The 26,074-nt window shown below is 60.7% G+C and carries 18 protein-coding genes; 17 read left to right on the top strand and 1 reads right to left on the bottom strand.

The genetic code is table 11. From position 1 onward, the window contains the following. Window positions 1–150: 150 nt before the first annotated feature. Entirely contained in the window at window positions 151–2,592 is a 2,442-nt protein-coding gene (locus AC1DVH_RS00280; protein WP_477752205.1) for a penicillin-binding protein 1A, read from the bottom strand. Between the two features lie 217 nt (window positions 2,593–2,809). Between AC1DVH_RS00280 and AC1DVH_RS00275 the strand changes: the two genes are divergently transcribed. From AC1DVH_RS00275 to gspG, 17 genes are all read left to right on the top strand, one after another. Then, window positions 2,810–3,874 (top strand): pilus assembly protein PilM, encoded by a 1,065-nt coding sequence (locus AC1DVH_RS00275; RefSeq protein ID WP_477752176.1) that lies wholly within the window; start codon window positions 2,810–2,812, stop codon window positions 3,872–3,874. Next, window positions 3,874–4,440: a PilN domain-containing protein gene (locus AC1DVH_RS00270; RefSeq protein WP_477752175.1), complete on the top strand. Its 567-nt coding sequence runs from the start codon at window positions 3,874–3,876 to the stop codon at window positions 4,438–4,440. The genes AC1DVH_RS00275 and AC1DVH_RS00270 overlap by 1 nt, the downstream gene beginning before the upstream one ends. Then, window positions 4,437–5,060, top strand: coding sequence for a type IV pilus inner membrane component PilO (locus AC1DVH_RS00265; RefSeq protein ID WP_477752174.1), 624 nt, complete (start codon window positions 4,437–4,439; stop codon window positions 5,058–5,060). The genes AC1DVH_RS00270 and AC1DVH_RS00265 overlap by 4 nt, the downstream gene beginning before the upstream one ends. After that, window positions 5,057–5,584, top strand: coding sequence for a pilus assembly protein PilP (locus AC1DVH_RS00260; RefSeq protein ID WP_477752173.1), 528 nt, complete (start codon window positions 5,057–5,059; stop codon window positions 5,582–5,584). The genes AC1DVH_RS00265 and AC1DVH_RS00260 overlap by 4 nt, the downstream gene beginning before the upstream one ends. Window positions 5,585–5,597: 13 nt before the next feature. Continuing rightward, window positions 5,598–7,670: a type IV pilus secretin PilQ gene (locus AC1DVH_RS00255; protein ID WP_477752172.1), complete on the top strand. Its 2,073-nt coding sequence runs from the start codon at window positions 5,598–5,600 to the stop codon at window positions 7,668–7,670. Window positions 7,671–7,674: 4 nt separating this feature from the next. Beyond that, window positions 7,675–8,193: a shikimate kinase AroK gene (gene aroK, locus AC1DVH_RS00250; RefSeq protein ID WP_015093141.1), complete on the top strand. Its 519-nt coding sequence runs from the start codon at window positions 7,675–7,677 to the stop codon at window positions 8,191–8,193. Between the two features lie 150 nt (window positions 8,194–8,343). Further along, window positions 8,344–9,444 (top strand): 3-dehydroquinate synthase, encoded by a 1,101-nt coding sequence (gene aroB / locus AC1DVH_RS00245; RefSeq protein ID WP_007975598.1) that lies wholly within the window; start codon window positions 8,344–8,346, stop codon window positions 9,442–9,444. A gap of 10 nt (window positions 9,445–9,454) precedes the next feature. Further along, window positions 9,455–11,047, top strand: coding sequence for an ExeA family protein (locus tag AC1DVH_RS00240; protein ID WP_477752171.1), 1,593 nt, complete (start codon window positions 9,455–9,457; stop codon window positions 11,045–11,047). Between the two features lie 351 nt (window positions 11,048–11,398). Further along, window positions 11,399–15,844 carry a glutamate synthase large subunit gene (gltB, locus tag AC1DVH_RS00235; protein WP_477752170.1) on the top strand — a complete coding sequence of 1,482 codons (4,446 nt, stop codon included), beginning with the start codon at window positions 11,399–11,401 and terminating at the stop codon, window positions 15,842–15,844. A 32-nt stretch (window positions 15,845–15,876) separates the two neighbouring features. Further along, window positions 15,877–17,295 carry an FAD-dependent oxidoreductase gene (locus AC1DVH_RS00230; RefSeq protein ID WP_477752169.1) on the top strand — a complete coding sequence of 473 codons (1,419 nt, stop codon included), beginning with the start codon at window positions 15,877–15,879 and terminating at the stop codon, window positions 17,293–17,295. Between the two features lie 253 nt (window positions 17,296–17,548). Further along, complete coding sequence (gene hemE / locus AC1DVH_RS00225) at window positions 17,549–18,616, top strand: uroporphyrinogen decarboxylase (protein WP_477752168.1); 1,068 nt, start codon at window positions 17,549–17,551, stop codon at window positions 18,614–18,616. A 290-nt stretch (window positions 18,617–18,906) separates the two neighbouring features. Continuing rightward, on the top strand, window positions 18,907–20,373 hold the full coding sequence (gene gbpA, locus AC1DVH_RS00220) for an N-acetylglucosamine-binding protein GbpA (protein WP_477752167.1): 1,467 nt from the start codon (window positions 18,907–18,909) through the stop codon (window positions 20,371–20,373). 58 nt (window positions 20,374–20,431) lie between these two features. Next, the gene (locus AC1DVH_RS00215) at window positions 20,432–21,001 is read left to right on the top strand and encodes a type II secretion system protein N (RefSeq protein ID WP_477752166.1); all 570 of its coding nucleotides are present in this window, start codon (window positions 20,432–20,434) and stop codon (window positions 20,999–21,001) included. Between the two features lie 8 nt (window positions 21,002–21,009). After that, the gene (gspD, locus tag AC1DVH_RS00210; protein ID WP_477752165.1) at window positions 21,010–22,926 is read left to right on the top strand and encodes a type II secretion system secretin GspD; all 1,917 of its coding nucleotides are present in this window, start codon (window positions 21,010–21,012) and stop codon (window positions 22,924–22,926) included. 3 nt (window positions 22,927–22,929) lie between these two features. Next, window positions 22,930–24,402 (top strand): type II secretion system ATPase GspE, encoded by a 1,473-nt coding sequence (gene gspE / locus AC1DVH_RS00205; RefSeq protein ID WP_477752164.1) that lies wholly within the window; start codon window positions 22,930–22,932, stop codon window positions 24,400–24,402. Between the two features lie 3 nt (window positions 24,403–24,405). After that, window positions 24,406–25,614, top strand: a complete 1,209-nt coding sequence (gspF, locus tag AC1DVH_RS00200; protein ID WP_477752163.1) for a type II secretion system inner membrane protein GspF — start codon at window positions 24,406–24,408, stop codon at window positions 25,612–25,614. A gap of 3 nt (window positions 25,615–25,617) precedes the next feature. Beyond that, window positions 25,618–26,073 (top strand): type II secretion system major pseudopilin GspG, encoded by a 456-nt coding sequence (gspG, locus tag AC1DVH_RS00195; protein WP_477752162.1) that lies wholly within the window; start codon window positions 25,618–25,620, stop codon window positions 26,071–26,073. The last annotated feature ends 1 nt before the right edge of the window (window position 26,074 follow it).

Here is a 26,074-nt window from a genome sequence, read left to right as displayed (position 1 = left end):
TTGCTATCGCGAGCAGGCTCGCTCCTACCTTGGAATGCGTACTCCCTGTAGGAGCGAGCTTGCTCGCGATGGTGGTGTTACAAGAAACCCGGATATCAAAAAGCCCCGCCTTCCAACGAAGAGCGGGGCTTTTTGCCTTGCGTCATCCAATCAGAACAAATCGATCGGCGCCGCTTCATCCGCTGGCAGCGGGCTGCCAGGTGCCAGGCCGTTGCCCAGTTCGTTCCCCGACGGTGGCGTATCTTCGACCTTGAACAGCTCGAAGTAGGCCCCCGGGGTGCCCGGGCTGGCCGCGCGGCCGCTGATCGGATCGACTCGCAGGCTGAGTATGCCTTCCGGCTCCGGCTGCGTATGTGGCGGTTTGCCTTTGAGCGCGGGGCCCATGTAGTTCATCCAGATCGGCAGCGCGACGGTGCCGCCGAATTCCTTGCGGCCCAGGCTTTCCGGTTGATCGAAACCGGTCCACACGGTCGTCACGTAATCGGCGTTGTAACCGGAGAACCAGGCGTCCTTGGATTCGTTGGTCGTGCCGGTCTTGCCGGCAATGTCCGGGCGGCCCAGGGCCAGTGCGCGGCGACCGGTGCCGAGCTTGATCACGTCCTCAAGCATGCTGTTGAGGATGTACGTGGTGCGCCCGTCAATGATGCGTTCAGCCACGGCGGGTGCTTGTGGCGTCGACGTAGTGCCTGGGGCTTCGCCCACCGTTGCGTTGACTGTGAAGGCTTGAGGGGCGGTTGGCGCGGCAATGCCATCGCTGGCAGCACCGCCCTGAGGCACGCTTGGTGGGTTGGCGACGAACAGTGTGTCGCCGTTGCGGCTTTCGATCTTGTCGATGATGTACGGGGTGATCTTGTAGCCGCCGTTGGCGAAGGCGCTCCAGCCGGTGGCGATTTCCATAGGCGTCAGGGTCGCGGTGCCCAGCGCCAGGGAAAGGTTGGGTGGCAGGTCCTGTTTGTTGAAGCCGAAGCGAGTGATGTAATCGATGGTCTTGCCTACGCCCATCGCTTGCAGCAAGCGGATCGACACCAGGTTGCGCGACTTGTACAGCGCTTCGCGCAGGCGAATCGGGCCGAGGAAGGTATTGGTGTCGTTCTTCGGGCGCCAGACCTTGTCCAGGTACTCGTCGACGAACACGATCGGTGCGTCGTTCACCAGGCTGGAGGCGGTGTAGCCGCTATCCAGTGCGGCGGCGTAGACGAACGGCTTGAAGCTCGAACCCGGCTGGCGCTTGGCCTGCAATGCGCGATTGTAGTTGCTCTGTTCGAAGGCGAAACCGCCGACCAGCGAACGAATGGCGCCGTTCTGCGGGTCCAGGGACACCAGCGCGCCCTGGGCCTGCGGGATCTGGCTGAATTTCAGCGAATTGTCCGGCTGACGCTGCACGCGAATCAGATCGCCCACTTGAGCCACGTCCGAAGGTTGCTTCGGATTGGCGCCCATGCTGTTGGTATTGAGGAACGGGCGGGCCCATTTCATGGTGTCCCAGCTCACGTGTTCCTGGCCGGTGCGGGTCAGCACTTGCAGGCCGTTCTTGTCGACCAGGGTCACGATGGCTGGTTCCAGGCCGCTGATGGTGCGTTGTTTGGTCAGCTCGGTGGCCCAGGCTTCGCGAGTCTTGCCCGGCAGCCGCGACTCGGGTCCGCGATAGCCGTGGCGCTGATCGTAGGTCATCAGGCCTTCGTGGACCGCGGTGTTGGCCAGCTCCTGGAGGTTGCTCGGCACCGTGGTGGTGACGCGGAAGCCTTCGGTATACGCGTCGCTGCCATAACGCCCAACCATTTCGGCACGGGCCATTTCGGCGATGTACGGGGCATTCACTTCTGGAGTCGGCACGTGATAGCTGGCGTTCAGCGGCTCGTTGACCGCAGTGGTGTAGTCGGCCTCGCTGATTTTTCCGAGCTTGTACATGCGCCCCAGGATCCAGTCGCGACGCTCCTTGCTGCGCGCCGGGTTGGCCAGCGGGTTGAAGCGCGACGGCGCCTTGGGCAGACCGGCAATCATCGCCATCTGCGCCAGGCTGACATCGCGGATCGATTTGCCGTAATAGACCTGCGCCGCCGCCTCGATGCCATAGGCACGGTTACCCAGATAGATTTTGTTGACGTACAGCTCGAGGATCTCGTCCTTGGTCAGCTGCCGTTCGATCTGCAGGGCCAGCAGGATCTCGGTGGTCTTGCGCGAAAAGCTGCGTTCGCTGCTCAGGAAGAAGTTCTTCGCCACCTGCATGGTGATCGTGCTGCCGCCGGACTGGATGTGTCCGCTTTTGACCAACTGGGTCGCGGCACGCATCAGGCTGCTCGGATCGACGCCGTAGTGGTTGGCGAAATTGTCGTCTTCAGCACTTAGTAACGCATTGATGAAATTGGGGGGAATGTCGGCGAAACGGATCGGCGTGCGGCGCATTTCACCAAATTCTGCGATCAACTTGTTATCGCTGCTGTAGACCCGCAAAGGGATCTGCAACTGGATGCTTCTCAGCGCCTCCACGGACGGCAGCCCGGGACTAAGGTAGAGGTACGCCCCGCTCAGACCCAGAAGGAGTCCGCAGAAAACCGCGACGATGGACCAACCGAAAAACTTCAGCAGACGAATCAAGGCTTTTGGATATCCAGGGCAAAAATGAATTGGGCAACAGGGTTCAGGCTAAATGAGAACGACCCGCGCTTGAGCAAATGCGGAAAAAAAACGCTGGGCATTATAAGCATTTTTCTGACCGGGAGCGTGGTTGACGCTGCTGTCAAGACGGGTGGATTGAACGCAATGGATATTGCAGAGTCCGTAACTCACGGAAAGTCATAGGGAATTGGTAGTGCCAGGACTCTTCAACAAAAAATCCAATACGCTCTTGGGAATCGACATCAGCTCCACCGCGGTGAAACTTCTGGAGTTGAGCCGTCAGGGCGAGCGCTACCGGGTCGAAGCCTATGCGGTCGAGCCATTGCCGGTCGGCGCGGTGATCGAAAAGAACATCGCTGAACTCGAAAGCGTGGGGTTGGCCCTCACGCGCGTGCTGATCAGGGCCAGAACCGGCCTCAAGAACGTGGCCGTGGCCGTGGCAGGCTCGGCGGTGATCACCAAGACCATCGAGATGGATGCAGGTCTTTCCGAGGACGAGATGGAAAGCCAGCTGAAGATCGAGGCTGATCAGTACATTCCTTATCCGCTGGACGAAGTCGCGATCGACTTTGAAGTCCAGGGCACCTCCGTGCGCAATCCGGATCGCGTCAACGTGTTGCTAGCCGCTTGCCGCAAGGAAAACGTCGAAGTCCGCGAGGCAGCCCTGACCCTGGCGGGGCTGACCGCCCGCGTGGTCGAGGTCGAGGCCTACGCGCTGGAGCGTTCATTCGAATTGCTGGCCAGCCGTCTCGCGGTTTCCGGGGAGTCTTCGACGGTCGCAGTGGTGGACATCGGCGCCACCATGACCACCCTGAGCGTGCTGCGCAACGGGCGGATTATCTACACCCGCGAACAACTGTTCGGCGGTCGGCAACTGACCGAGGAAATCCAGCGTCGCTATGGCTTGACGCTGGAGCAGGCGGGGCTGGCGCAAAAGAAGGGCGGTCTGCCGGATGACTATGCCGGTGAGGTCTTGCAACCATTTCGAGAGGCGCTGGTGCAGCAGGTGTCGCGCTCGTTGCAATTCTTCTTCGCCTCAGGCCAGTACAGCGTCGTCGACCATGTCCTGTTGGTCGGCGGTACCGCGTCGATCCCGGGGCTGGACCGTTTGATCGAGCAGCAATTGGGCACGCCGACCCAGGTTGCGAATCCTTTTTGCGAAATGACTCTGGGCAGCAAGGTCAATGGTGCTGCTCTGGCGAGTGATGCCCCGGCGTTGATGATCGCCTGTGGTCTGGCCCTCAGGAGCTTCGACTGATGGCACGGATCAACCTTTTACCTTGGCGCGAGGAGCGGCGTGAAGCCCGCCGCAAGCGCTTCCTGCTGGTCCTGGTGGCCGTGATGGTGGGCACGATGGGCGCGGTACTGGTCGCGAACCAGGCCATCAGCGGTGCCATCGACCGGCAAGTCGCCCGTAACGACTACATCGGCAAGCAAGTCGCCGTGGTCGATGAGCGGATCAAACAGATCAATGATCTCAAGGCGCGCCGTCAGCAACTGGTCGAGCGCATGCGCATCATCCAGGACCTGCAGGGCAATCGCCAAATCAGCGGGCGAATATTTGACCAGTTGGCGCGAGCACTGCCTGACGGCGTGTATTTCACCGAAGTGAAAATGACCGCAAAGACCTTGTCCATCACCGGCGCTGCGCAATCCAACAACCGTGTTTCAGAATTGATGCGCAACCTTGAGGCATCAGACTGGTTCGATGCGCCGAGCCTGACCGAAGTCAAGGCCACAGCTGCCGGCCAGGTGGAGCCGGCCAACGTCTTCCAGTTGACCGTTCGCCAGACTCAACCCGCAGCACCGGAGGGGGGCAAATGAGTCCATCCGAATGGTTCGAAGGGCTGCGCAAGATCGACATCAATGAGCTGGATACCAGCAACATGGGCTCCTGGCCGCCGCCGATCAAGTTTCTGGTGGCTGGTTTGCTCGTGCTTCTGGTGCTGGCCTTTGGCTATAGCTTTTCCACCCGCGACCTTGTGAGCCAGCTCGATCTCAAGCGCGAGGAAGAGTCTACACTCAAGGAGCAGTTCGCCGACAAAGCCCGCATGGCGGCGAATCTGGATCTCTACACCCGGCAGTTGAAGGAGATGGAGAACGCCTTCGGCGTGCTGTTGCGGCAACTGCCCGGCGACACCGAAGTGCCCGGCTTGCTGGAAGACATCACGCGTACGGGCCTCGGCAGTGGCCTGGAGTTCGAAGAGATCAAGCTGCTGCCGGAGGTCGCCCAGCCGTTCTACATCGAACTGCCGATCCAGATCACGGTCACCGGGGATTACCACGACCTGGCCACCTTCGTCAGTGGTGTGGCCGGATTGCCGCGAATCGTCACCTTGCACGATTTCGACCTTGCCCCCCTCAGCCCCCAGGGTGGTCCGAAACTGCGCTTGAGCATCCTCGCCAAGACCTACCGCTACAACGACAAGGGACAGCATCGATGAGACCGGCGCAGTGTTTTTCGGTAGTGGTGGTGCTGTCTGCCCTGTCCGGTTGTGGCGCAGGCGATGACTACAACGATCTGGACGCGTACATGAACGAAATGCGCCTGCGTGGGCCGGGCAGGATTGAGCCAGCGCCGGTATTCCGGTCTTACCCGACATTCACCTACAACGCGGCGAATCTGCGCAGCCCGTTTTCGCCGCAGATCAGCACTGATCTGGCGGCTCAGCGGCGGGGTTCACGTAACGTCAAACCCGACCCTGGTCGGGTCAAGCAATACCTCGAAGGTTTCAACATCGAGCAGTTTGAGATGGTCGGCACCCTTTCCAATGTAACGGGCTCTTATGCCTTGCTGCGAGGGGCGGGTGGGGTCCATCGGATGAAAGTCGGCGATTACCTGGGGCGTAACGACGGACGGATCGTTGCAATCAATGGCTCGCAAGTCGAAGTGGTTGAAATTGTCCCTGATGGTCAGGGCGCGTGGCTGGAGCGTCCCCGGACCATCCCTTTGAAAGAGCACTCATAGTGGAACTCGAATAATGAACCGGATTTTCTCAACCTTCGGCCTTTCGCTATGGATAGCGCTGTTGTCGCCGATGGTACAAGCGGCCAATCTCAAGACGCTGGATGTCGCTACGCTGCCGGGAGACCGTGTCGAGTTGAAGTTGACGTTCGATGAGCCGCCCCCGGTGCCCCGCGGCTACACAACGGAGTCGCCGGCCCGGATTGCCCTGGATTTGCCGGGTGTCGCCAGTCAGCTGGCCAGCAAGACTCGCGATCTCGGCAGTGGAAATGCCCGTAGTGCAACGGTAGTGGAAGCCCGTGACCGTACACGATTGATCATCAACCTGACCCAGCCGGCCCCGTACGACTCGCGAATTGAAGGCAACAATTTGCTGGTAGTTGTCGGGCAGGGTGTCAAGCCGTCGACATCCAGGCCGGCGGCTACAGCAGCAATGCCAGTTCCGGCACGAGCCGCTGCGCCGGCAGGCAAGGCCATCCGCGGTGTGGATTTCCAACGGGGAACCCAGGGTGAAGGCAACGTGGTGATCGACTTGTCGGATCCATCGATGGCGCCCGACATACAAGAGCGCGAGGGCAAGATCATCGTCGGATTTGCCAAAACCCGATTGCCCGAGCCGTTGCGCGTGCGTCTGGATGTGAAGGATTTCGCCACGCCAGTGCAGTTCGTCAATGCCAGCGCCAGCGGCGATCGAGCCACCATCAGCATTGAGCCCGGTGGCAGGTTCGATTACTCGACCTATCAGACCGACAGCAAGCTCACGGTCAGCGTTCGCCCGGCGACGGTCGACGACCCGCAAAAGCGCAATGCCGGGCAACACGCCTACAGCGGCGAGAAGCTTTCGCTGAATTTCCAGGACATCGATGTACGTTCGGTGCTGCAACTGATCGCTGATTTCACCAACCTCAATCTGGTGGCCAGCGACACGGTGCAGGGTGGCATCACTTTGCGCTTGCAGAACGTGCCGTGGGACCAGGCGCTGGATCTGGTGCTGAAAACCAAGGGGCTGGATAAGCGCAAGGTCGGCAATGTCCTGCTTGTTGCACCGGCCGATGAAATTGCTGCTCGTGAGCGCCAGGAGCTGGAATCACAGAAGCAGATTGCCGATCTGGCGCCATTGCGTCGGGAGCTGTTGCGGGTCAACTACGCCAAGGCGGCGGACATCGCCAAGCTCTTCCAGTCGGTGACCAGTGCCGAAGCGAAATCCGACGAACGGGGGTCTATCACCGTCGACGAGCGCACCAACAACATCATTGCCTACCAGACCCAGGACCGGCTTGATGAGTTGCGCAGGATTGTCACGCAACTGGATATCCCTGTGCGTCAAGTCATGATCGAGGCGCGCATTGTCGAAGCCAACGTCGACTATGACAAAAGTCTCGGGGTGCGCTGGGGCGGTTCGATACAGAACAAGGGCAACTGGAACACCTCCGGTGTCAGTAACGGGGTCAATGGGTCGTCGACCATTGGCACGCCCGGCAGTACCAGCACCAATTCACCGTTCGTCGACATGGGCGCGGTCAATAACACCTCGGGAATCGGCATCGCGTTCATCACCGATAACGTCCTGCTGGACCTGGAACTGACAGCCATGGAGAAAACCGGCAACGGGGAAATCGTCTCGCAACCCAAGGTGGTCACGTCAGACAAGGAAACCGCCAAAATCCTCAAAGGCACCGAGATTCCCTATCAGGAAGCCAGTTCCAGTGGCGCGACTTCGGTGTCGTTCAAGGAGGCTTCGCTGTCGCTGGAGGTGACGCCGCAGATCACGCCCGACAACCGGATCATCATGGAGGTCAAGGTGACCAAGGACGAACCGGACTTCCTGAACAAGGTCCAGGATGTGCCGCCCATCAAGAAAAACGAAGTCAACGCCAAGGTCCTGGTCAACGATGGCGAGACCATCGTCATTGGCGGCGTTTTCTCAAATACTCAGAGCAAGGTCGTAGATAAGGTGCCATTTCTTGGCGATGTGCCGTATCTTGGCCGCCTTTTCCGGCGTGATGTGGTTTCGGAGAAAAAATCCGAGCTGTTGGTATTCCTCACTCCGCGTATCATGAATAACCAGGCGATTGCTGTGAGTCATTGATTCTGTGCGAAATTTGATTCTTGTTGGACCGATGGGTGCTGGAAAAAGCACCATCGGCCGGTTGCTGGCCAAAGAGCTGCGCCTGCCATTCAAAGATTCCGATAAGGAAATTGAATTGCGCACGGGCGCCAATATCCCTTGGATCTTCGATAAAGAAGGCGAACCGGGCTTTCGCGATCGCGAGCAGGCAATGATTGCCGAGCTGTGCGATTACGACGGTGTGGTGCTGGCGACAGGCGGGGGCGCGGTCATGCGCGAAGCCAATCGCCGGGCACTGCATGCCGGTGGGCGGGTGGTTTATCTGCATGCGTCTGTCGAACAGCAGGTCGGCCGCACGGCCCGCGACCGCAATCGGCCATTATTGCGTACTGCCGATCCGGCCAAGACCCTTCGGGATCTGTTGGCGATCCGCGATCCGCTTTATCGGGAAATTGCCGACCTGGTGGTCGAAACCGATGAGCGACCGCCACGAATGGTCGTACTCGACATTCTAGAGCGCTTGCAGCAGTTGCCACCCCGTTAAAGCGCCGCGCGAAATGCGCTATCCTCGACGTCGCGCCATGACCGCTCAAGGTTGTGGCGGATGGCTTGCGAACGGCGTCACACCAGCAGAGGCCGTGGATATCCGTAAACTCAGGGCAGGATGCCTGATTCATCTTCACTGTGGGGACACATGCAGACACTCAAGGTCGATCTAGGCGAGCGCAGCTACCCGATTCATATTGGCGAAGGTTTATTGGATCAGCCTGAGCTGCTGGCCCCGCACATTCGCGGACGGCAAGTAGCGATCATCTCCAACGAGACTGTTGCGCCGCTCTATCTCGAGCGTCTGACCCGCAGCCTGGCGCAGTTCTCGGTGATTTCCGTGGTGCTGCCCGACGGCGAGGCCTTCAAGACCTGGGAAACCCTGCAACTGATTTTCGACGGCCTGCTGACCGCCCGGCATGACCGCCGCACCACAGTGATCGCCCTCGGTGGCGGTGTGATCGGTGACATGGCCGGCTTTGCCGCCGCCTGCTACCAGCGCGGCGTCGATTTCATTCAGGTTCCGACCACACTGTTGTCGCAAGTCGACTCTTCGGTGGGCGGCAAGACCGGGATCAACCATCCGCTGGGCAAGAACATGGTCGGCGCCTTCTATCAGCCGAACGTGGTGCTGATCGATACCGCCAGCCTCAATACCCTGCCGGCGCGCGAGCTGTCCGCCGGGTTGGCCGAAGTCATCAAGTACGGGCTGATCTGCGATGAGCCGTTCCTGACCTGGCTCGAAGACAACGTCGACCGTCTGCGCAATCTGGATCAACAAGCCCTGACTTATGCCATCGAGCGCTCCTGCGCGGCCAAGGCAGCGGTGGTCGGTGCCGATGAGAAGGAGACGGGCGTTCGTGCCACGTTGAACCTGGGCCACACTTTTGGCCACGCCATCGAAACCCACATGGGCTATGGTGTATGGCTTCATGGTGAAGCAGTGGCTGCTGGCACCGTAATGGCGCTGGAAATGTCCGCGCGACTGGGCTGGATCAGCGAGCAAGAGCGCGATCGCGGCATTCGCCTGTTCCAGCGTGCGGGGCTGCCGGTCATACCGCCAGAAGAGATGACAGAAGCCGATTTCCTCGAACACATGTCCATTGATAAAAAAGTGATCGACGGTCGTTTGCGCCTGGTGCTACTGCGCCACATGGGTGAAGCGGTGGTGACCGACGATTATCCGAAAGAGGTTCTACAGGCCACGCTGGGGGCAGACTACCGCGCCCTGGCCCAGCTTAAAGGTTAATAAGAACACAATGACTAGTTTGCATGCCGACGAGGCTTTCCTCGGCCATTACCAGTTGAGTCATGACCCTTTTGCTCCGCGGGTGCCTGGCTTCAAGTTTTTCCCGGCCCAGCGCAAGCCCGTGCTGGGACAACTGCATCACCTGGCGCGTTACAGCCAGTTACTGCTGGTGGTCACCGGTCCTGAGGGCAGTGGCAAGACCCTGTTGCGCCAGGCCCTGGTCGCCAGTACCAACAAGCAATCGGTACAAAGTCTGGTGGTGTCCGCCCGTGGCGCCGGCGATGCGGCCGGAGTGTTGCGTCAGGTGGCCCAGGCGCTGAACGTTGCCCAGGCTGATGCCGACGCTATTCTGGCCCAGGTGGTGCAGCTTGCACTGACCGGGCAGGAAGTCTATCTGCTGGTCGATGACGCCGAACAACTGGACGAGTCCGCCCTTGAGGCGCTGATGATCCTCGCTGCCGGCGCGCCTGAAGGCCGCCCGCATGTGTTCCTGTTCGGTGAAACCTCGCTGATTGCTCAGCTTGAGGCTTTGCATCTCGAGGAAGAGCGTTTCCACGTCATCGAACTACAGCCCTACACCGAAGAAGAAACTCGCGAATATCTGGAGCAGCGGCTTGAAGGCGCTGGTCGCGGTATCGAACTTTTCACCGCAGATCAGATCTCTGATATTCACGAAAGCTCCGAAGGTTGGCCTGGCAGCATCAATCAGGTCGCCCGCGATGCAATGATCGAAGCCATGATCGCCAGCCGCTCAGCGGTCAAGCGTCCAAAAATGGGGTTCAATATGCCGAAGAAACACGTATTGGCGATTTCCGCCGTGGTCGTGGTCGCGGTAGCTGCCGCCTGGTTGATGCCGGGTCGCAACAAGGCACCGACCACGGGTACACCGGCCAACGAACAGGCGCAACTGCCGCTTGGTCAGGGCCAGCCAACAGCGAATAGTGGCGGTGCTCCAGCCGTCGAATTCGCCGGCAACACGCAGCCGATGCCATTGCCGTTGGTCGGCAATTCGCAGCCGGTCATGCGAGGTCCGCTGGCTGAAGCCGCAGGCGGCATCACCGAAGGCGACGATGGCGTGCCGGTCGAAGGTTCCAGCGCTACGCCGCCGACCGTCACCACAACCGCGCCGCCTGTGGGTGTTCCTGCCGGTCCTGCGCCGACGCCAGCCGCCAAGCCTACCCCTGCGCCGACTCAGGTCGCCAGTGCCAAGCCAGCGCCTGCTCCAGTGGCTAAACCTGCTCCAGCACCGGCCAAGCCAGCCGTTGCTGCTGCGGCCAAGCCTGCAGAGAAACCAGCCCCGGTGGCCAAGGCGGCTGGCGGCACCTGGTACGCAGGGCAAGCACCGGGCAACTACGTGGTGCAGATCCTCGGCACCAGCTCCGAAGCGTCCGCACAAAACTTCGTCAAGGAGCAGGGTGGCGAGTACCGTTACTTCAAGAAAGTCCTCAACGGCAAGCCGCTTTACGTGATCACCTACGGCAACTTCGCCAATCGTGATGCAGCCGTTTCCGCCATCAAGGCCTTGCCAGCGAAGGTTCAGGCTGGTAAACCTTGGCCTCGCACTGTCGCCAGCGTCCAACAGGAACTGGCAACAACTCGCTGAAGATTCGGCGGCCTTACCCAGGCCGCCTCTCCAAGCACCTCAAAATTTCTACAAGTGCGCGCCGTCTCTACAGACTGCGTGCCTTGTGGTGTCTGCGTCACAGTAGTCTTTGAGTCGTTGCGGTCAAAATTAAAAAAAGTTTTGACTAGCACAGCAGATCGCTTTAAACCTTTCACAAATGCGACATAGATTTGCGACATTTCGTCGTCAAATTTGTGAGGCCAAGTGTCGGTGTGTACAATGACCTCCCTTTTGCCCCCGCAAAGCTGGCGTGCGTTCGGCGTGGATGGCAAGTGGTTGAATTGAAAAGAAATTTGCCTCGATCAGAGGCAGCCTGGTGAGAAAGTGTCTATGAAAGCAGGTCTGTACCAACCAGATGAATTCAAGGATAACTGCGGTTTCGGCCTGATAGCCCATATGCAGGGCGAGCCCAGTCATACCCTTTTGCAAACGGCCATCGAGGCCCTGACCTGCATGACCCACCGCGGTGGGATTAATGCCGACGGCAAGACCGGTGACGGTTGCGGTCTGCTGATTCAAAAGCCGGACGTGTTCCTGCGAGCCATCGCCCAGGAAACCTTCGGCGTCGAAATGCCCAAGCAATACGCCGTGGGCATGGTCTTCTTCAACCAGGACCCGGTCAAAGCCGAAGCCGCTCGCGAGAACATGAACCGCGAGATCCTGGCCGCTGGCCTGCAACTGGTCGGCTGGCGCAAAGTGCCGATCGACACCAGCGTTCTCGGCCGCCTGGCCCTTGAGCGCCTGCCGCAGATCGAGCAAGTGTTCATCGGCGGTGAAGGCCTGAGCGATCAGGACATGGCCGTCAAGCTGTTCACCTCCCGTCGTCGCTCGTCCGTGGCCAACGCCGCTGACACCGACCACTACGTCTGCAGCTTTTCGCACAAGACCATCATTTACAAAGGCCTGATGATGCCGGCGGACTTGACCGCCTTCTATCCAGACCTGAGCGATGAGCGCCTGCAAACTTCGATTTGCGTGTTCCACCAGCGCTTCTCCACCAACACCCTGCCGAAATGGCCGCTGGCCCAACCGTTCCGCTTCCTGGCGCACAACGGCGAGATCAACACCATCACCGGCAACCGCAACTGGGCCGTGGCCCGTCGCACCAAGTTCACCAACGATCTGATGGACCTGGAAGAACTCGGCCCGCTGGTCAACCGCGTCGGTTCCGACTCCTCGAGCATGGACAACATGCTCGAGCTGATGGTCACCGGTGGCATCGACCTGTTCCGTGGCGTGCGGATGATCATTCCGCCTGCGTGGCAGAACGTCGAGACCATGGACCCGGACCTGCGTGCGTTCTACGAATACAACTCGATGCACATGGAACCGTGGGACGGCCCGGCCGGCGTGGTAATGACCGACGGTCGCTACGCGGTGTGCCTGCTCGACCGTAACGGTCTGCGTCCGGCGCGTTGGGTCACCACCAAGAACGGTTTCATCACCCTGGCCTCGGAAATCGGTGTCTGGAACTACCAGCCTGAAGACGTGATCGCCAAGGGCCGTGTGGGCCCGGGCCAGATCTTTGCCGTGGACACCGAAACCGGTCAGATCCTCGACACCGATGCGATCGACAACCGCCTGAAGTCCCGTCATCCGTACAAGCAATGGCTGCGCAAGAATGCCCTGCGCATTCAGGCGACCATGGAAGACAACGACCACGGTTCGGCGTTCTACGACGTCGATCAGCTCAAGCAATACATGAAGATGTACCAGGTCACATTCGAAGAGCGCGACCAGGTGCTGCGTCCACTGGGCGAACAGGGCTACGAAGCCGTGGGCTCGATGGGCGACGATACGCCGATGGCCGTGCTGTCCCAGCGTGTGCGCACGCCGTACGACTATTTCCGCCAGCAGTTCGCCCAGGTGACCAACCCGCCGATCGACCCACTGCGTGAAGCCATCGTCATGTCGCTGGAAATCTGCCTCGGTGCCGAGCGCAACATTTTCCAGGAGTCGCCGGAACACGCTTCGCGCGTGATCCTCAGCTCGCCGGTCATTTCCCCGGCCAAGTGGCGCTCGCTGATGAACCTCGATCGTCCGGGCTTCGAGCGCGCGATCATCGACCTCAACTACGACGAAAGCGTCGGCCTCGAAGCGGCGATCCGCAACGTTGCCGATCAGGCTGAAGAAGCCGTGCGCGCCGGTCGTACCCAGGTCGTGCTGAGTGACCGTCACATTGCTCCGGGCAAGCTGCCGATCCACGCGTCCCTGGCTACTGGCGCGGTGCACCACCGCCTGACCGAAAAAGGCCTGCGTTGCGACTCCAACATCCTGGTGGAAACCGCGACCGCTCGCGATCCGCATCACTTCGCCGTGTTGATCGGTTTCGGCGCCTCTGCCGTTTACCCGTTCCTGGCCTATGAAGTGCTGGGTGACCTGATCCGTACCGGTGAAGTCCTGGGCGACCTCTACGAGGTGTTCAAGAACTACCGTAAAGGCATCACCAAGGGCTTGCTCAAGATCCTGTCGAAGATGGGCATCTCGACCATTACTTCGTACCGTGGTGCGCAGTTGTTCGAGGCCATCGGCCTGTCCGAGGAAGTCTGCAACCTGAGCTTCCGTGGCGTGCCAAGCCGTATCAAGGGTGCGCGTTTCGTCGACATCGAAGCCGAGCAGAAAGCCCTCGCTACCGAAGCCTGGAGTCCGCGCAAGCCGATCCAGCAAGGTGGTTTGCTGAAGTTCGTCCACGGTGGCGAATATCACGCGTACAACCCGGACGTGGTCAACACCCTGCAGGCCGCCGTGCAGCAGGGCGACTACAGCAAATTCAAGGAATACACGTCGCTGGTGGATAACCGCCCGGTGTCGATGATCCGCGACCTGCTGAAAGTCAAAACCCTCGACACACCGCTGGATATCAGCGAAATCGAACCGCTGGAATCGGTGCTCAAGCGCTTCGACTCCGCCGGTATCTCGTTGGGCGCCCTGTCGCCGGAAGCTCACGAAGCCCTGGCCGAAGCCATGAACCGCCTCGGTGCGCGTTCCAACTCCGGCGAAGGCGGCGAAGACCCGGCGCGCTACGGCACCATCAAGAGCTCGAAAATCAAGCAAGTGGCGACCGGCCGTTTCGGTGTAACCCCGGAATACCTGGTCAACGCTGAAGTGCTACAGATCAAGGTCGCCCAAGGCGCCAAGCCTGGCGAAGGTGGTCAGCTGCCGGGCGGCAAGGTCAACGGTCTGATCGCCAAGCTGCGTTATGCAGTACCGGGCGTGACCCTGATTTCGCCACCGCCGCACCACGACATCTACTCGATCGAAGACTTGTCGCAGCTGATTTTCGACCTGAAACAGGTCAACCCGCAGGCGCTGGTCTCGGTGAAGCTGGTAGCGGAAGCGGGCGTCGGCACCATCGCTGCCGGTGTGGCCAAGGCCTACGCGGACTTGATCACCATCTCCGGCTACGACGGCGGCACCGGTGCATCGCCGCTGACCTCGATCAAATACGCGGGCGCTCCGTGGGAGCTGGGCCTGGCCGAAACCCACCAGACCCTGCGCGGCAACGACCTGCGCGGCAAGGTCCGGGTACAGACCGACGGCGGCCTGAAAACCGGCCTCGACGTAATCAAGGCGGCGATCCTCGGCGCTGAAAGCTTCGGCTTCGGCACCGCGCCAATGATTGCTCTGGGCTGCAAATACCTGCGCATCTGCCACCTGAACAACTGCGCCACCGGCGTCGCGACGCAGAACGAGAAGCTGCGCAAGGATCACTACATCGGTACCGTCGACATGGTGGTGAATTTCTTCACCTACGTCGCCACCGAGACCCGTGAGTGGCTGGCCAAGCTGGGCGTGCGCTCCCTCGAAGAGCTGATCGGCCGTACCGATCTGCTGGAAGTCCTCGAAGGCCAGACCGCCAAGCAACATCACCTGGACCTGACCCCGTTGCTGGGCAGCGACCACGTGCCGGCGGACAAGCCGCAGTTCTGTGGCGTGGAGCGCAACCCGCCGTTCGACAAGGGCCTGCTGGCCGAGAAAATGGTCACTATGGCCACCTCGGCGATCAATGACCTGAGCGGCGCCGAGTTCGCCCTGGAAATCTGCAACTGCGACCGTTCCATCGGTGCACGGATCTCCGGCGAAATCGCGCGCAAGCACGGCAACCAGGGCATGGCCAACGCACCGATCACGTTCCGTTTCAAAGGCACGGCCGGGCAGAGTTTCGGCGTGTGGAACGCCGGCGGCCTGAACATGTACCTGGAAGGTGACGCCAACGACTACGTCGGCAAGGGCATGACCGGCGGCAAGCTGGTGATCGTTCCTCCGAAGGGCAGCGTCTACCGGACACAGGACAGTGCCATCATCGGCAACACCTGCCTGTACGGCGCCACCGGCGGCAAGCTGTTCGCCGCCGGCACCGCGGGCGAGCGTTTCGCCGTGCGTAACTCCGGTGCCCACACCGTCGTGGAAGGCACTGGCGATCACTGCTGCGAGTACATGACCGGTGGTTTTGTCTGCGTATTGGGCAAGACCGGTTACAACTTCGGCTCTGGCATGACCGGCGGTTTCGCCTACGTGCTCGACCAGGACAACTCCTTTGTTGACCGGGTCAACCACGAACTGGTGGAAATCCAGCGGATCAGCGGCGAGGCGATGGAAGCCTATCGCAGCCACCTGCAGAACGTGCTGAACGAGTACGTCGCGGAAACCGACAGCGAGTGGGGTCGTGAACTCGCCGAAAACCTCGATGACTACTTGCGCCGTTTCTGGCTGGTCAAGCCCAAGGCTGCCAACCTGAAATCGTTGCTTTCCAGCACCCGTGCCAACCCGCAGTGATATGCGCCTGAAGAGTTTGATGAGGTTTTAAAATGGCTGAACGTCTGAATAATGACTTCCAGTTCATCGAGGTCGGGCGCAAGGATCCGAAGAAGAAACTGTTGCGTCAACGCAAGAAAGAGTTCGTGGAAATCTACGAACCCTTCAAACCCCAGCAGTCGGCCGACCAGGCCCACCGCTGCCTGGGTTGCGGTAACCCGTATTGCGAATGGAAGTGCCCGGTGCACAACTTCATTCCCAACTGGCTGAAACTGGTGGCCGAGGGCAACATCCTCCAGGCCGCCGAACTGTCGCACCAGACCAACACCCTGCCGGAAGTCTGCGGCCGGGTGTGCCCGCAGGACCGTCTGTGCGAGGGTGCCTGCACCCTTAACGACGGCTTCGGCGCGGTGACCATCGGTTCGGTGGAGAAGTACATCACCGACACCGCGTTCGCGATGGGCTGGCGCCCGGACATGTCCAAGGTCAAGCCGACCGGCAAGCGTGTCGCGATCATCGGTGCCGGGCCTGCTGGCCTGGGCTGTGCCGACGTGCTGGTGCGTGGCGGCGTGACCCCGGTGGTGTTCGACAAGAACCCGGAAATCGGTGGCCTGCTGACCTTCGGCATCCCCGAGTTCAAGCTGGAAAAGACCGTGCTGAGCAATCGTCGCGAAGTCTTCAGCGGCATGGGCATCGAATTCCGCCTCAACACCGAGGTGGGCAAGGACGTGACCATGGAGCAACTGCTCGAAGAATACGATGCGGTATTCATGGGCATGGGCACCTACACCTACATGAAGGGCGGTTTTGCCGGTGAAGACCTGCCGGGCGTGTATGACGCGCTGGACTTCCTGATCGCCAACGTCAACCGTAACCTGGGCTTTGAAAAGTCGCCGGAAGATTTCGTCGACATGAAAGGCAAGAAGGTCGTGGTACTCGGCGGTGGCGACACGGCGATGGACTGCAACCGGACCTCGATCCGCCAAGGCGCCAAGTCAGTGACCTGCGCTTATCGTCGTGACGAAGCGAACATGCCAGGCTCGCGCAAAGAGGTGAAGAACGCTAAGGAAGAAGGCGTGAAATTCCTCTACAACCGCCAGCCGATCGCCATTGTCGGTGAAGACAAGGTCGAAGGCGTGAAGGTGGTCGAGACCCGTCTCGGCGAACCGGACGCCCGTGGCCGTCGCAGCCCCGAACCGATCCCGGGTTCCGAAGAGATCATCCCGGCCGACGCCGTGGTCATCGCCTTCGGTTTCCGCCCGAGCCCGGCGCCATGGTTCGAGCAGTTCAGCATCCAGACCGACAGCCAGGGCCGCGTAGTGGCGCCGGAACAAGGTCAGTACAAACACCAGACCAGCAACCCGAAAATCTTCGCCGGTGGCGACATGGTGCGCGGTTCCGACCTGGTGGTGACGGCGATTTTCGAAGGCCGTAATGCCGCGGAAGGGATCCTGGATTACCTGGGCGTGTAACCCCCGATCCAGAGCCAAATGCAATACCCCTGTGGGAGCGAGCTTGCTCGCGATRGCGGTGGATCAGTCGACAGAAATGTCGAATGTGACGCCGCCATCGCGAGCAAGCTCGCTCCCACAGTTGTTTCGCGGTGTTGCTAAACTCTGTATTTCATTGCGACAAATTGACCCGATAGACAAAAGCCTCCGCTCTTGCCGTGCCTTTTGCGCCCGGCTCTGAGAAAATGACCGCACTTTTTTTCCGGATGCCGACATGACTGCCCTGAAGAACGACCGTTTCCTGCGCGCCCTGCTCAAGCAACCCGTAGACGTCACCCCAGTGTGGATGATGCGTCAGGCCGGTCGCTACCTGCCTGAATACCGCGCCAGCCGTGCCAAGGCCGGCGACTTCATGAGCCTGTGCATGAACCCGGCGTTCGCTTGCGAAGTCACGATGCAGCCGCTCGACCGTTATCCACAGCTGGATGCGGCGATCCTCTTTTCCGACATCCTGACCATCCCCGATGCCATGGGCCAGGGCCTGTACTTCGAAACCGGTGAAGGTCCGCGCTTCAGGAAAGTCGTCAGCACCCTGGCCGACATCGAAGCCCTGCCGATTCCTGACCCACAGAAAGACCTGGGCTACGTGATGGACGCGGTCAGCACCATCCGCCGCGAACTGAACGGCCGTGTGCCGTTGATCGGTTTCTCCGGCAGCCCGTGGACCCTGGCGACCTACATGGTCGAAGGCGGCTCGTCGAAAGACTTCCGCAAGACCAAGGCCATGCTCTACGACAACCCGCAAGCCATGCACCTGCTGCTCGATAAACTCGCGCAGTCGGTCACCAGCTACCTCAACGGCCAGATCATGGCCGGTGCACAGGCCGTGCAGATCTTCGACACCTGGGGCGGCAACCTGTCGGCGGCGGCGTACCAGGAATTCTCCCTGGCCTACATGCGCAAAATCGTCAGCGGCCTGATCCGCGAGCACGAAGGTCGCAAGGTGCCGGTGATCCTGTTCACCAAGAATGGCGGCCTGTGGCTGGAGAGCATTGCCGAGGCTGACGCCGATGCGTTGGGTCTGGATTGGACCTGCGACATCGGCAATGCCCGCGCCCGTGTTGGCGACAAGGTCGCACTGCAAGGCAATATGGACCCGACCGTGCTCTACGCCAAGCCGGAAGCGATTCGCGCTGAAGTCGGGCGCATCCTGGCCAGCTACGGCAAGGGCAGCGGCCACGTGTTCAACCTCGGCCATGGCATCACGCCGGAAGTCGATCCGGAACATGCTGGTGCGTTCCTGCGTGCGGTACATGAGCTGTCAGCGCAGTACCACGAATAGCGATTGCCAGTTTCGACAAAACCTGTCCCGCCTCGTGCCGGACAGGTTTTTTTGTGCCGTTTAAAAGCTCAATCGATAAAGCATCACTTGCTGTAAGAATGTTTTCTTTCTTTGTCGGAAAATCGAATACACAGACTATTCCCGCCTGGCTCGATGATTACTCCTACATAGAACTCTTCGTTATCCCCGTAAGGTTCCAGACCCCTGTTCAGCGCAGCGCTGAACAATAACGAAGGGAACATCGCCGCCTGCAAGGTGCGTTGTTTTCGATAAGCAGTCTGGAATACATCATGAAAATTACATTTGATAAAAGAAGTGCTTTAACGGCCTGCACTTCATCGATGATCCTGTTATCGGCAATGCTGGCCTCTCAAACCGTTTCCGCCCATGGCTATCTGGAAGTGCCGCCTTCGCGTGCATTGGCGTGTCAGACAGGCTTGAACACCAATTGCGGTGGCGCGCAGTACGAGCCGCAGAGTGTCGGTGAAACCTTCAAGGGCTTTCCGGCAGGCGTCGGCGGTGCACCGTTGCAGGGGCCGGTCGATGGCAAGATCGCCAGCGGCGGTCTCGCGCTGTTCTCCGCCATGGACGCACAGTCCGCCGCCCGCTGGCACCTGACGGAAATCAAGGATCGCAATATCGATTTCCAATGGCGTTACACCGCGGCCCACCCGGCTACCAAGCACGAGTATTTCATTACCCGCAATGGCTGGAATCCGAACGAAACTCTGAAACGAGCCACTTTCGAAAGTACTTCGTTCTGCACCGTCGACGGCGGTAACAAGTTGCCGTCCAACRGCGACAAACACAACTGCACTATTCCCGCGGACAAATCCGGTCACCACGTCATCCTGGCCATCTGGACCGTCGGTGATACCGATGCAGCGTTCTACAACGCGGCAGACGTGAACATCCTGGCCGAACCGGAGCTGCCGGGCGGCTGGTCCTCCGTAGGCAACATTGCACCTTCGACTGCGTTGCTGGTGGGCGACAAGGTCAAGGCCCGCGCGTTTACCGCCAATGGCGAGAGCCCGGACTACAGCGTTGAAATCAGCATCGATAACGCTGAAGACGGGACGCCGCAAAACTGGTCGTTCAAGCTGGCGGAAAAAATCAACGCGACCCACACCCTCGTTCGCGCCGGCATCCGCGACGAGAGCGGCAATGTCGAACCGGTCAAAGGCACCAACAGCCTCTACGCACAAAAAGAAAGCGGGGTAGTCCGCTACGAAGTGCAGCTGGACATGAAGGAAGACACCGCTGCGCGCATGTCGGTGTCCTCGCAACAAGCCGAATACGTTCTGGATAAAGGCCGGGCCAAGGTCGACTTCAGCATGCTAGCGAACCGCCCGATGAACGTCGAAGCCACCTTGCTCGACCAGAACAACAAACCGGTAGGCACCACCTCGGCACAAGTGACCAGTGGCTCCGCCTCGCTGTCCATGGATGTGCGCAGCAACCCGGGCGCGCACACCCTGACCCTGGTCGGCACCACCCTGGATGGCCGCACCACCCGTCAGGACACCCAGACCTCCCAACTGACCGGTGAAGGCGCAGGCATCGAATACGACTTCGTCTTCCCTGAAGGCCTCAGCGGCTACACCGCCGGTACCAAGGTGCTGCAACCGAAGACCAACGAAGTCTTTGAGTGCAAGCCATTCCCCGAGTCGGGTTACTGCAAGCAGTACAGCCCGACTGCCAACGGTTTTGAACCGGGTGTCGGTGCTCACTGGCACATGGCGTGGGACAAGTTGTAAGCCCTCGCAACTGGCTTCAGGCGGCCTCGAAAAGGTCGCCTGAAGCCAGGCGCCTCTGTTGAGTATCGAGCTGAAAATGAAGGTTTCGAAGTTCTCCGGACAACGCTTTCGGGCATGCCTGAACAGCGTTTGTTGGCTCGCGTTGCCAGTGGGTTACGCGGTGTTTCTGGTGTGGCAGGAAAGGGAATTTCGCGAGCATCTGGTTTCGCAGTCGTCCGACATTGCAACCCTGGTGACGGTGCCTGTACGTGAGCCGCTCGAACGTGAGCCGCTCGAAACAGCATCGATTGCCATCGTGTTCGGCCTGACGACAGAGGCCACGCCGCAGCCCAGCGCCGAACCGCTGACTTTGCAGGCGAGCTTTGTCAGCAACGGATTATCCAAGGCACTGCTGGCCAATGCACAAGGCTCTCGTCTCTATCAGGTGGGTGAGCGCTTGCCTGGCGGCAGCGTCTTGCGTCGTATCGAGACCCACCAGGTTGCACTGTGGAACAAGGGGCGAGAAGAGCTGCTGACGCTCGCACCCTCTGGCGCACGTTTTCTGAAGGGACTCGAATCATCCGTCGATTCTCAACCGGTTACAACGGCCACGCGTTTTTTACGCCCGCTCAGCGGGCAACCAGAGTGATGAATTTCATGAACAGCTTCGTCGGCGCGTATTGGTTGCGCTCCATGCTTCTGCTTGCCGTTTTGGCGGCTGCAGCCTTTTCGGGCACGCTTCGCGCCGAAGAAAAATGGCAGCTGGCGATGAACAACGCAGAGCTGCGCGATATCGTCGAAGAGATCTCCAACATTCTCGGGACCACCGTGGTGCTGGACCCCAAAGTCTCCGGTCGAGTCACGGTCATGTCCCGGCAGGCCCTCGATCGTGAAGGGGTGCRCCGGTTGTTCTATTCGGTGCTCGATGCCCACAACTTCACGGTGATCGATGAGGGCGACCGGATCCTCATCACCCCGGTTGCCGAGGCCAGGACCCGAGCCGGCCAGGGCACGGTTAAAACCACCACGGCGTCGCAGTTCGTGACCGAAGTCATTGGCTTGAACACCAGCAGTGCCTCCGATATTGCCGGGCTGGTGCGGCCGCTGGTGTCTGCCAATGGTTATGTCGGCCCTTCGGTGTCGGCCAACGCCTTGGTGTTGACTGATACAGCCGCCAATGTGAAACGTATCGCCAGGGTGATCCGCGAACTGGACTCTGGTCAAAACAATCTGCACGCGGTGGTTCAGCTCAACCACGCCCAGGCGGGCGACGTCGCACCGGTGATCGAGGCGTCCATGGGCAAGCGCAATGCCGAGTCAGCGATTCAGGTACTGGCTGACACCAGGACCAATCGCCTCATTTTCATTGGCCCGCCGGTCGTTCGCCAGCGCTTGATCGAATTGGCCCGAGGTCTCGATACGCCGGCCACCACGACGCTCGACAATGCCCGGGTGATTCGCCTGCGTCACAGCGATGCCAAGCAATTGGCCGAGATTCTGGAGTCGATGGGGCAGGGCAGAAAACAGGCGTCCACCATCGGCAGCGCCAAGGACACGTCTGGCGGTGCAGCCTTCATGATCAAGGCCGACGAAAGCCAGAACGCGCTGGTGCTGATTGCTGAACCGGCGCAGGTGCGGACCATCGAAAACATCGTGCGTCAGCTGGACCAGCCACGGGCCCAGGTGTTGATCCATGCCGCCATCGTCGAAATCTCCGGCGATATCGCCGAGGCCGTCGGTGTGCAGTGGAACCTCAACACGGGCGATGCCAAGGGCTTCATCAACTTTCCAGGCACCGACATTCCGATCGTCGGTGGGCTGAGGTTCGACGAGAAAAGATCGGCGCCGGAAGGGGCGATCCTGCAATTGGGCAGTGACCGCTTCGGCGCGCTGATTTCGGCCCTGGCCAGCAACACCCATAGCAACCTCCTGTCCACACCGAGCCTGTTGACCCTGGACAATCAGGAAGCCGAAATCATCGTCGGCCAGAACGTGCCGTTCAAGACCGGTTCCTACGCCACCAACAGCAACGGTGCGGAGAATCCGTTCACCACCGTCGAGCGCAAGGACGTCGGCATCAGCCTGAAAATCAAGCCTTACATCAACGAAGGCTCGACGTTGCGCCTGGAGGTCGAGCAGGAAGTGTCGGACATCGCACCCTCGGTGTCGGGCATTGATTCCTCGGACCTGATCACCAACAAGCGAGCGCTCAAAAGCACCATCCTCGCCGACGATGGCGAAATCATCGTGATCGGCGGCCTGATCAGGGACAGCGTGCGTACCCAGAAAAGCGGCGTGCCGCTGCTGCGTGACATTCCCTACCTCGGCGCGTTGTTCCGCTGGAGCCGCGACACCCAGACCAAAAGCAACCTGATGGTGTTCTTGCGCCCGACCATTGTGCGCAGCAAGGAGGACCTGTCTCAGGTCAGCCAGCAGCGATACAACGCGCTGCGTGACTTGAGCAAACCAGGGGCGGGGGAAAACAACTCGTTGTTGCTGCCATCCGAAGCGCGCGGGTTGTTCGAACCGGCCGCCGATGCGCCAGTGTTCGATTTGCGCGGCAAGGCGCAGTAATTCATGAGCGAACTTTGCGAGCAATTGCCCTTCAGCTTCGCCCGGCGTTTTGGTGTGTTGCTGGAGCATGACGGCGACGACCTGCGCCTTGTCCTGCGCAACGACGCGCCGCTCACCGCCTTGGCTGAAGCGCGCCGGGTGTGCGGGCCGACGCTGCCGTTTGTCATCGTCGATGTCGAAGATTACGCCTCACGCCTGGCGGCAGCCTATCGCGAGGGGCAAAGCGCGGTGGAGCAGGTAGCCCAAGGGCTGGACGAAGAACTGGACTTGCTCAGCCTGGTCGATCAGGTCCCGCAAACCGCCGATCTGCTGGAACAACAGGGCGATGCGCCGATTATTCGCCTGATCAACGCGCTGCTCGGTGAAGCGGTGCGTGAGCACGCCTCGGACGTGCACCTGGAAACCTTCGAGCAGTACCTGTCGGTGCGCATGCGGGTGGATGGCCAACTGCGTGAAATGCTCAGGCCCAAGCGCGAACTGGCGACGCTGCTGGTGTCGCGGATCAAGGTCATGGCGCGCCTGGACATCGCGGAAAAACGCGTGCCCCAGGATGGGCGAATGGCCTTGCGCCTGGCCGGGCATGAAGTCGATGTGCGGGTCTCGACGCTGCCTTCGGCCCATGGCGAACGGGTGGTGCTGCGCCTGCTCGACAAGCAGGCCGGGCGCCTGGACCTGCATCGGCTGGGCATGCCGGACGATACCCTCGCGGCCCTGCGCCAGTTGCTCGGCAGACCCCACGGCATCCTGTTGGTGACCGGGCCGACCGGTTCCGGCAAGACCACCAGCCTGTACGCCGCGCTGAGCAGTCTGAATGACCAGACCCGCAATATTCTCACGGTCGAAGACCCGATCGAATATCACCTGCCGGGTGTCGGCCAGATGCCGGTCAATCCGAAGGTCGACATGACCTTCGCCCGGGGCCTGCGGGCGATTTTGCGCCAGGACCCGGACGTGGTGATGGTTGGCGAAATCCGTGACCGTGAAACCGCCGAGATCGCTGTCCAGGCTTCCTTGACCGGGCATCTGGTGCTCTCGACCCTGCACACCAACAGCGCGGCCGGCGCGGTCACGCGGCTGGTAGACATGGGCGTCGATGCCTATCTGCTGGCGTCCTCACTGGTGGGCATTCTGGCCCAGCGCCTGCTGCGCACCTTGTGCCCCCATTGCAAGGTTTCGTACATCGCCGACGCGGCGGCCTGCCAACGGCTGGGGCTCGACACGGCCACGCCGCACACCCTGTTCAAAGCCTCGGGATGTGAACAGTGCCAGCATGGCTATAAGGGGCGCATCGGCATTTACGAACTGGTCAACGTGACCCCCGCTGTCTCGGCGCTGATCCATCAGGGCGCCAGTGAGCAAATCCTCATCGACGAAACGCGCAAGGTCTCGCGCAGCCTGTTCCAGGACGGGCGTCAGCGGGTGCAGGAAGGATTGACCAGCCTCGATGAGTTGCTGCGTGTGACGCAGGAGGACTGACCGGTGCCGACCTTCGACTACCGCGCCCACGATTCCCTGGGACGCTCCTGCAAGGGGCGACTGGAGGCCGATGGACCCCGCCATGCGCGACAGTTGTTGCGTGAGCGCGGCTTGTGGCCACGTGTGTTGACCGAAGTCCGGGTCGGCAGTGGCACTGGCAGGCAGCCTCGCAGAGGAAGCCTGAGCGCAGCTGATCTGGCGCTGTTGACGTTGCAACTGTCAACGCTGGTCCAGGCCGGACTGCCCCTTGAGGAAGCGCTCGATGCGGTGGCGAAGCAGAGCTCAAAGCGCAAGGTGGCGAGCTTGCTCTCGGCGGTCAGGAGCCGGGTGATGGAAGGCCACGCCCTGGCCTCGGCGCTGGGGCAATTTCCCCGGGCCTTCCCCGAGTTGTTCCGCGCCACCGTGGCCGCTGGAGAACGCTCGGGGCATCTGGGCCATGTGCTGGAGCAACTGGCGGCCTACACCCAGGCCCGCCAGGCCTCGCGGCAAAAGATCCAGATGGCCCTGGTGTACCCGTTGATCCTGATGTTGGCCAGCCTGGCAATCGTCGGTTTTCTGCTCGGTTATGTGGTGCCGGATGTGGTGAAGATTTTCGTCGACAGCGGCCAGCCGTTGCCCTGGCTGACCCGGGCGCTGATCGGCGTGAGCAACGGCCTGCGCAACCATTTCCTGTTGTTGATGAGCGTGCTGGCGACGCTGTTCGGCCTGTGGCGCTGGAGCTGGCAGCAGCCGCAGTGGCGCCTGCGCTGGCATCGCTGGGTGCTGAGTGCGCCAGTCATCGGTGAAGTGCTGCGTGCCATGGAAGCCGCGCGGTTTGCCAGCACCCTGGCAATCCTCGGCAAAAGTGCCGTGCCGTTGGTGGACGCACTGGAGATTGCCGCCGCGGTCATCGGCAACCTGACCATCCGCGCGCGGATGGTCGATGTCGCCCGCTCCGTCCGCGAAGGCGGAACGCTGACCCGTGGCCTGGAACTGAGCGGCGACATCCCGCCGATGATGCTGCACATGATCGCCAGCGGCGAACGTGCCGGCGAACTCGACCGCATGCTGGCCCGAGCCGCCGAACAACAGGAAAGCAGCCTCGCCGCGCGCATTGCGCTGGTGGTGAGCCTCTTCGAGCCGGCCATGCTGGTGCTGATGGGCGGCGTCGTGCTGCTGATCGTCATGGCCATCCTGCTGCCGATTCTCAGCCTCAACCAATTGGTGAATTGACCCATGCAAACTGTCCGCAGAAACCTTTCCCGCGCGCAACGCGGTTTTACCCTGATCGAAATCATGGTGGTGGTGGTCATCATCGGCGTGCTGGGGGCCATTGTGGTGCCGCAGTTCATGAGTCGCCCCGATCAAGCCAAGGTCACCGCCGCCAGAATCGATATCCAGGCCATCGCCACCGCCCTGGAAATGTATCGCCTCGACAACGCCCATTACCCTTCGACCCAGCAAGGCCTGGAAGCGTTGGTCAAGCGTCCCTCCGGACTGCCCGCGGCACGGGGCTGGAACCCTCAGGGTTACCTCAAGAGCATGCCGGTCGACCCGTGGAGCACGCCTTATCAGTACCTCAATCCGGGTGTGCGATCGGCAGATGGCACTTACGACCTTTTTTCCCTGGGCGCTGATGGCGTTGCGGGCGGCGAAGGGTTTGCAGCCGAAATCGGCAATTGGGGCCATTGAT

It is taken from the genome of Pseudomonas sp. P4_C3 (assembly GCF_056402075.1).
Note: the sequence above shows the minus strand (reverse complement) of the source record. Positions and strands in the feature narration are given on the sequence as shown.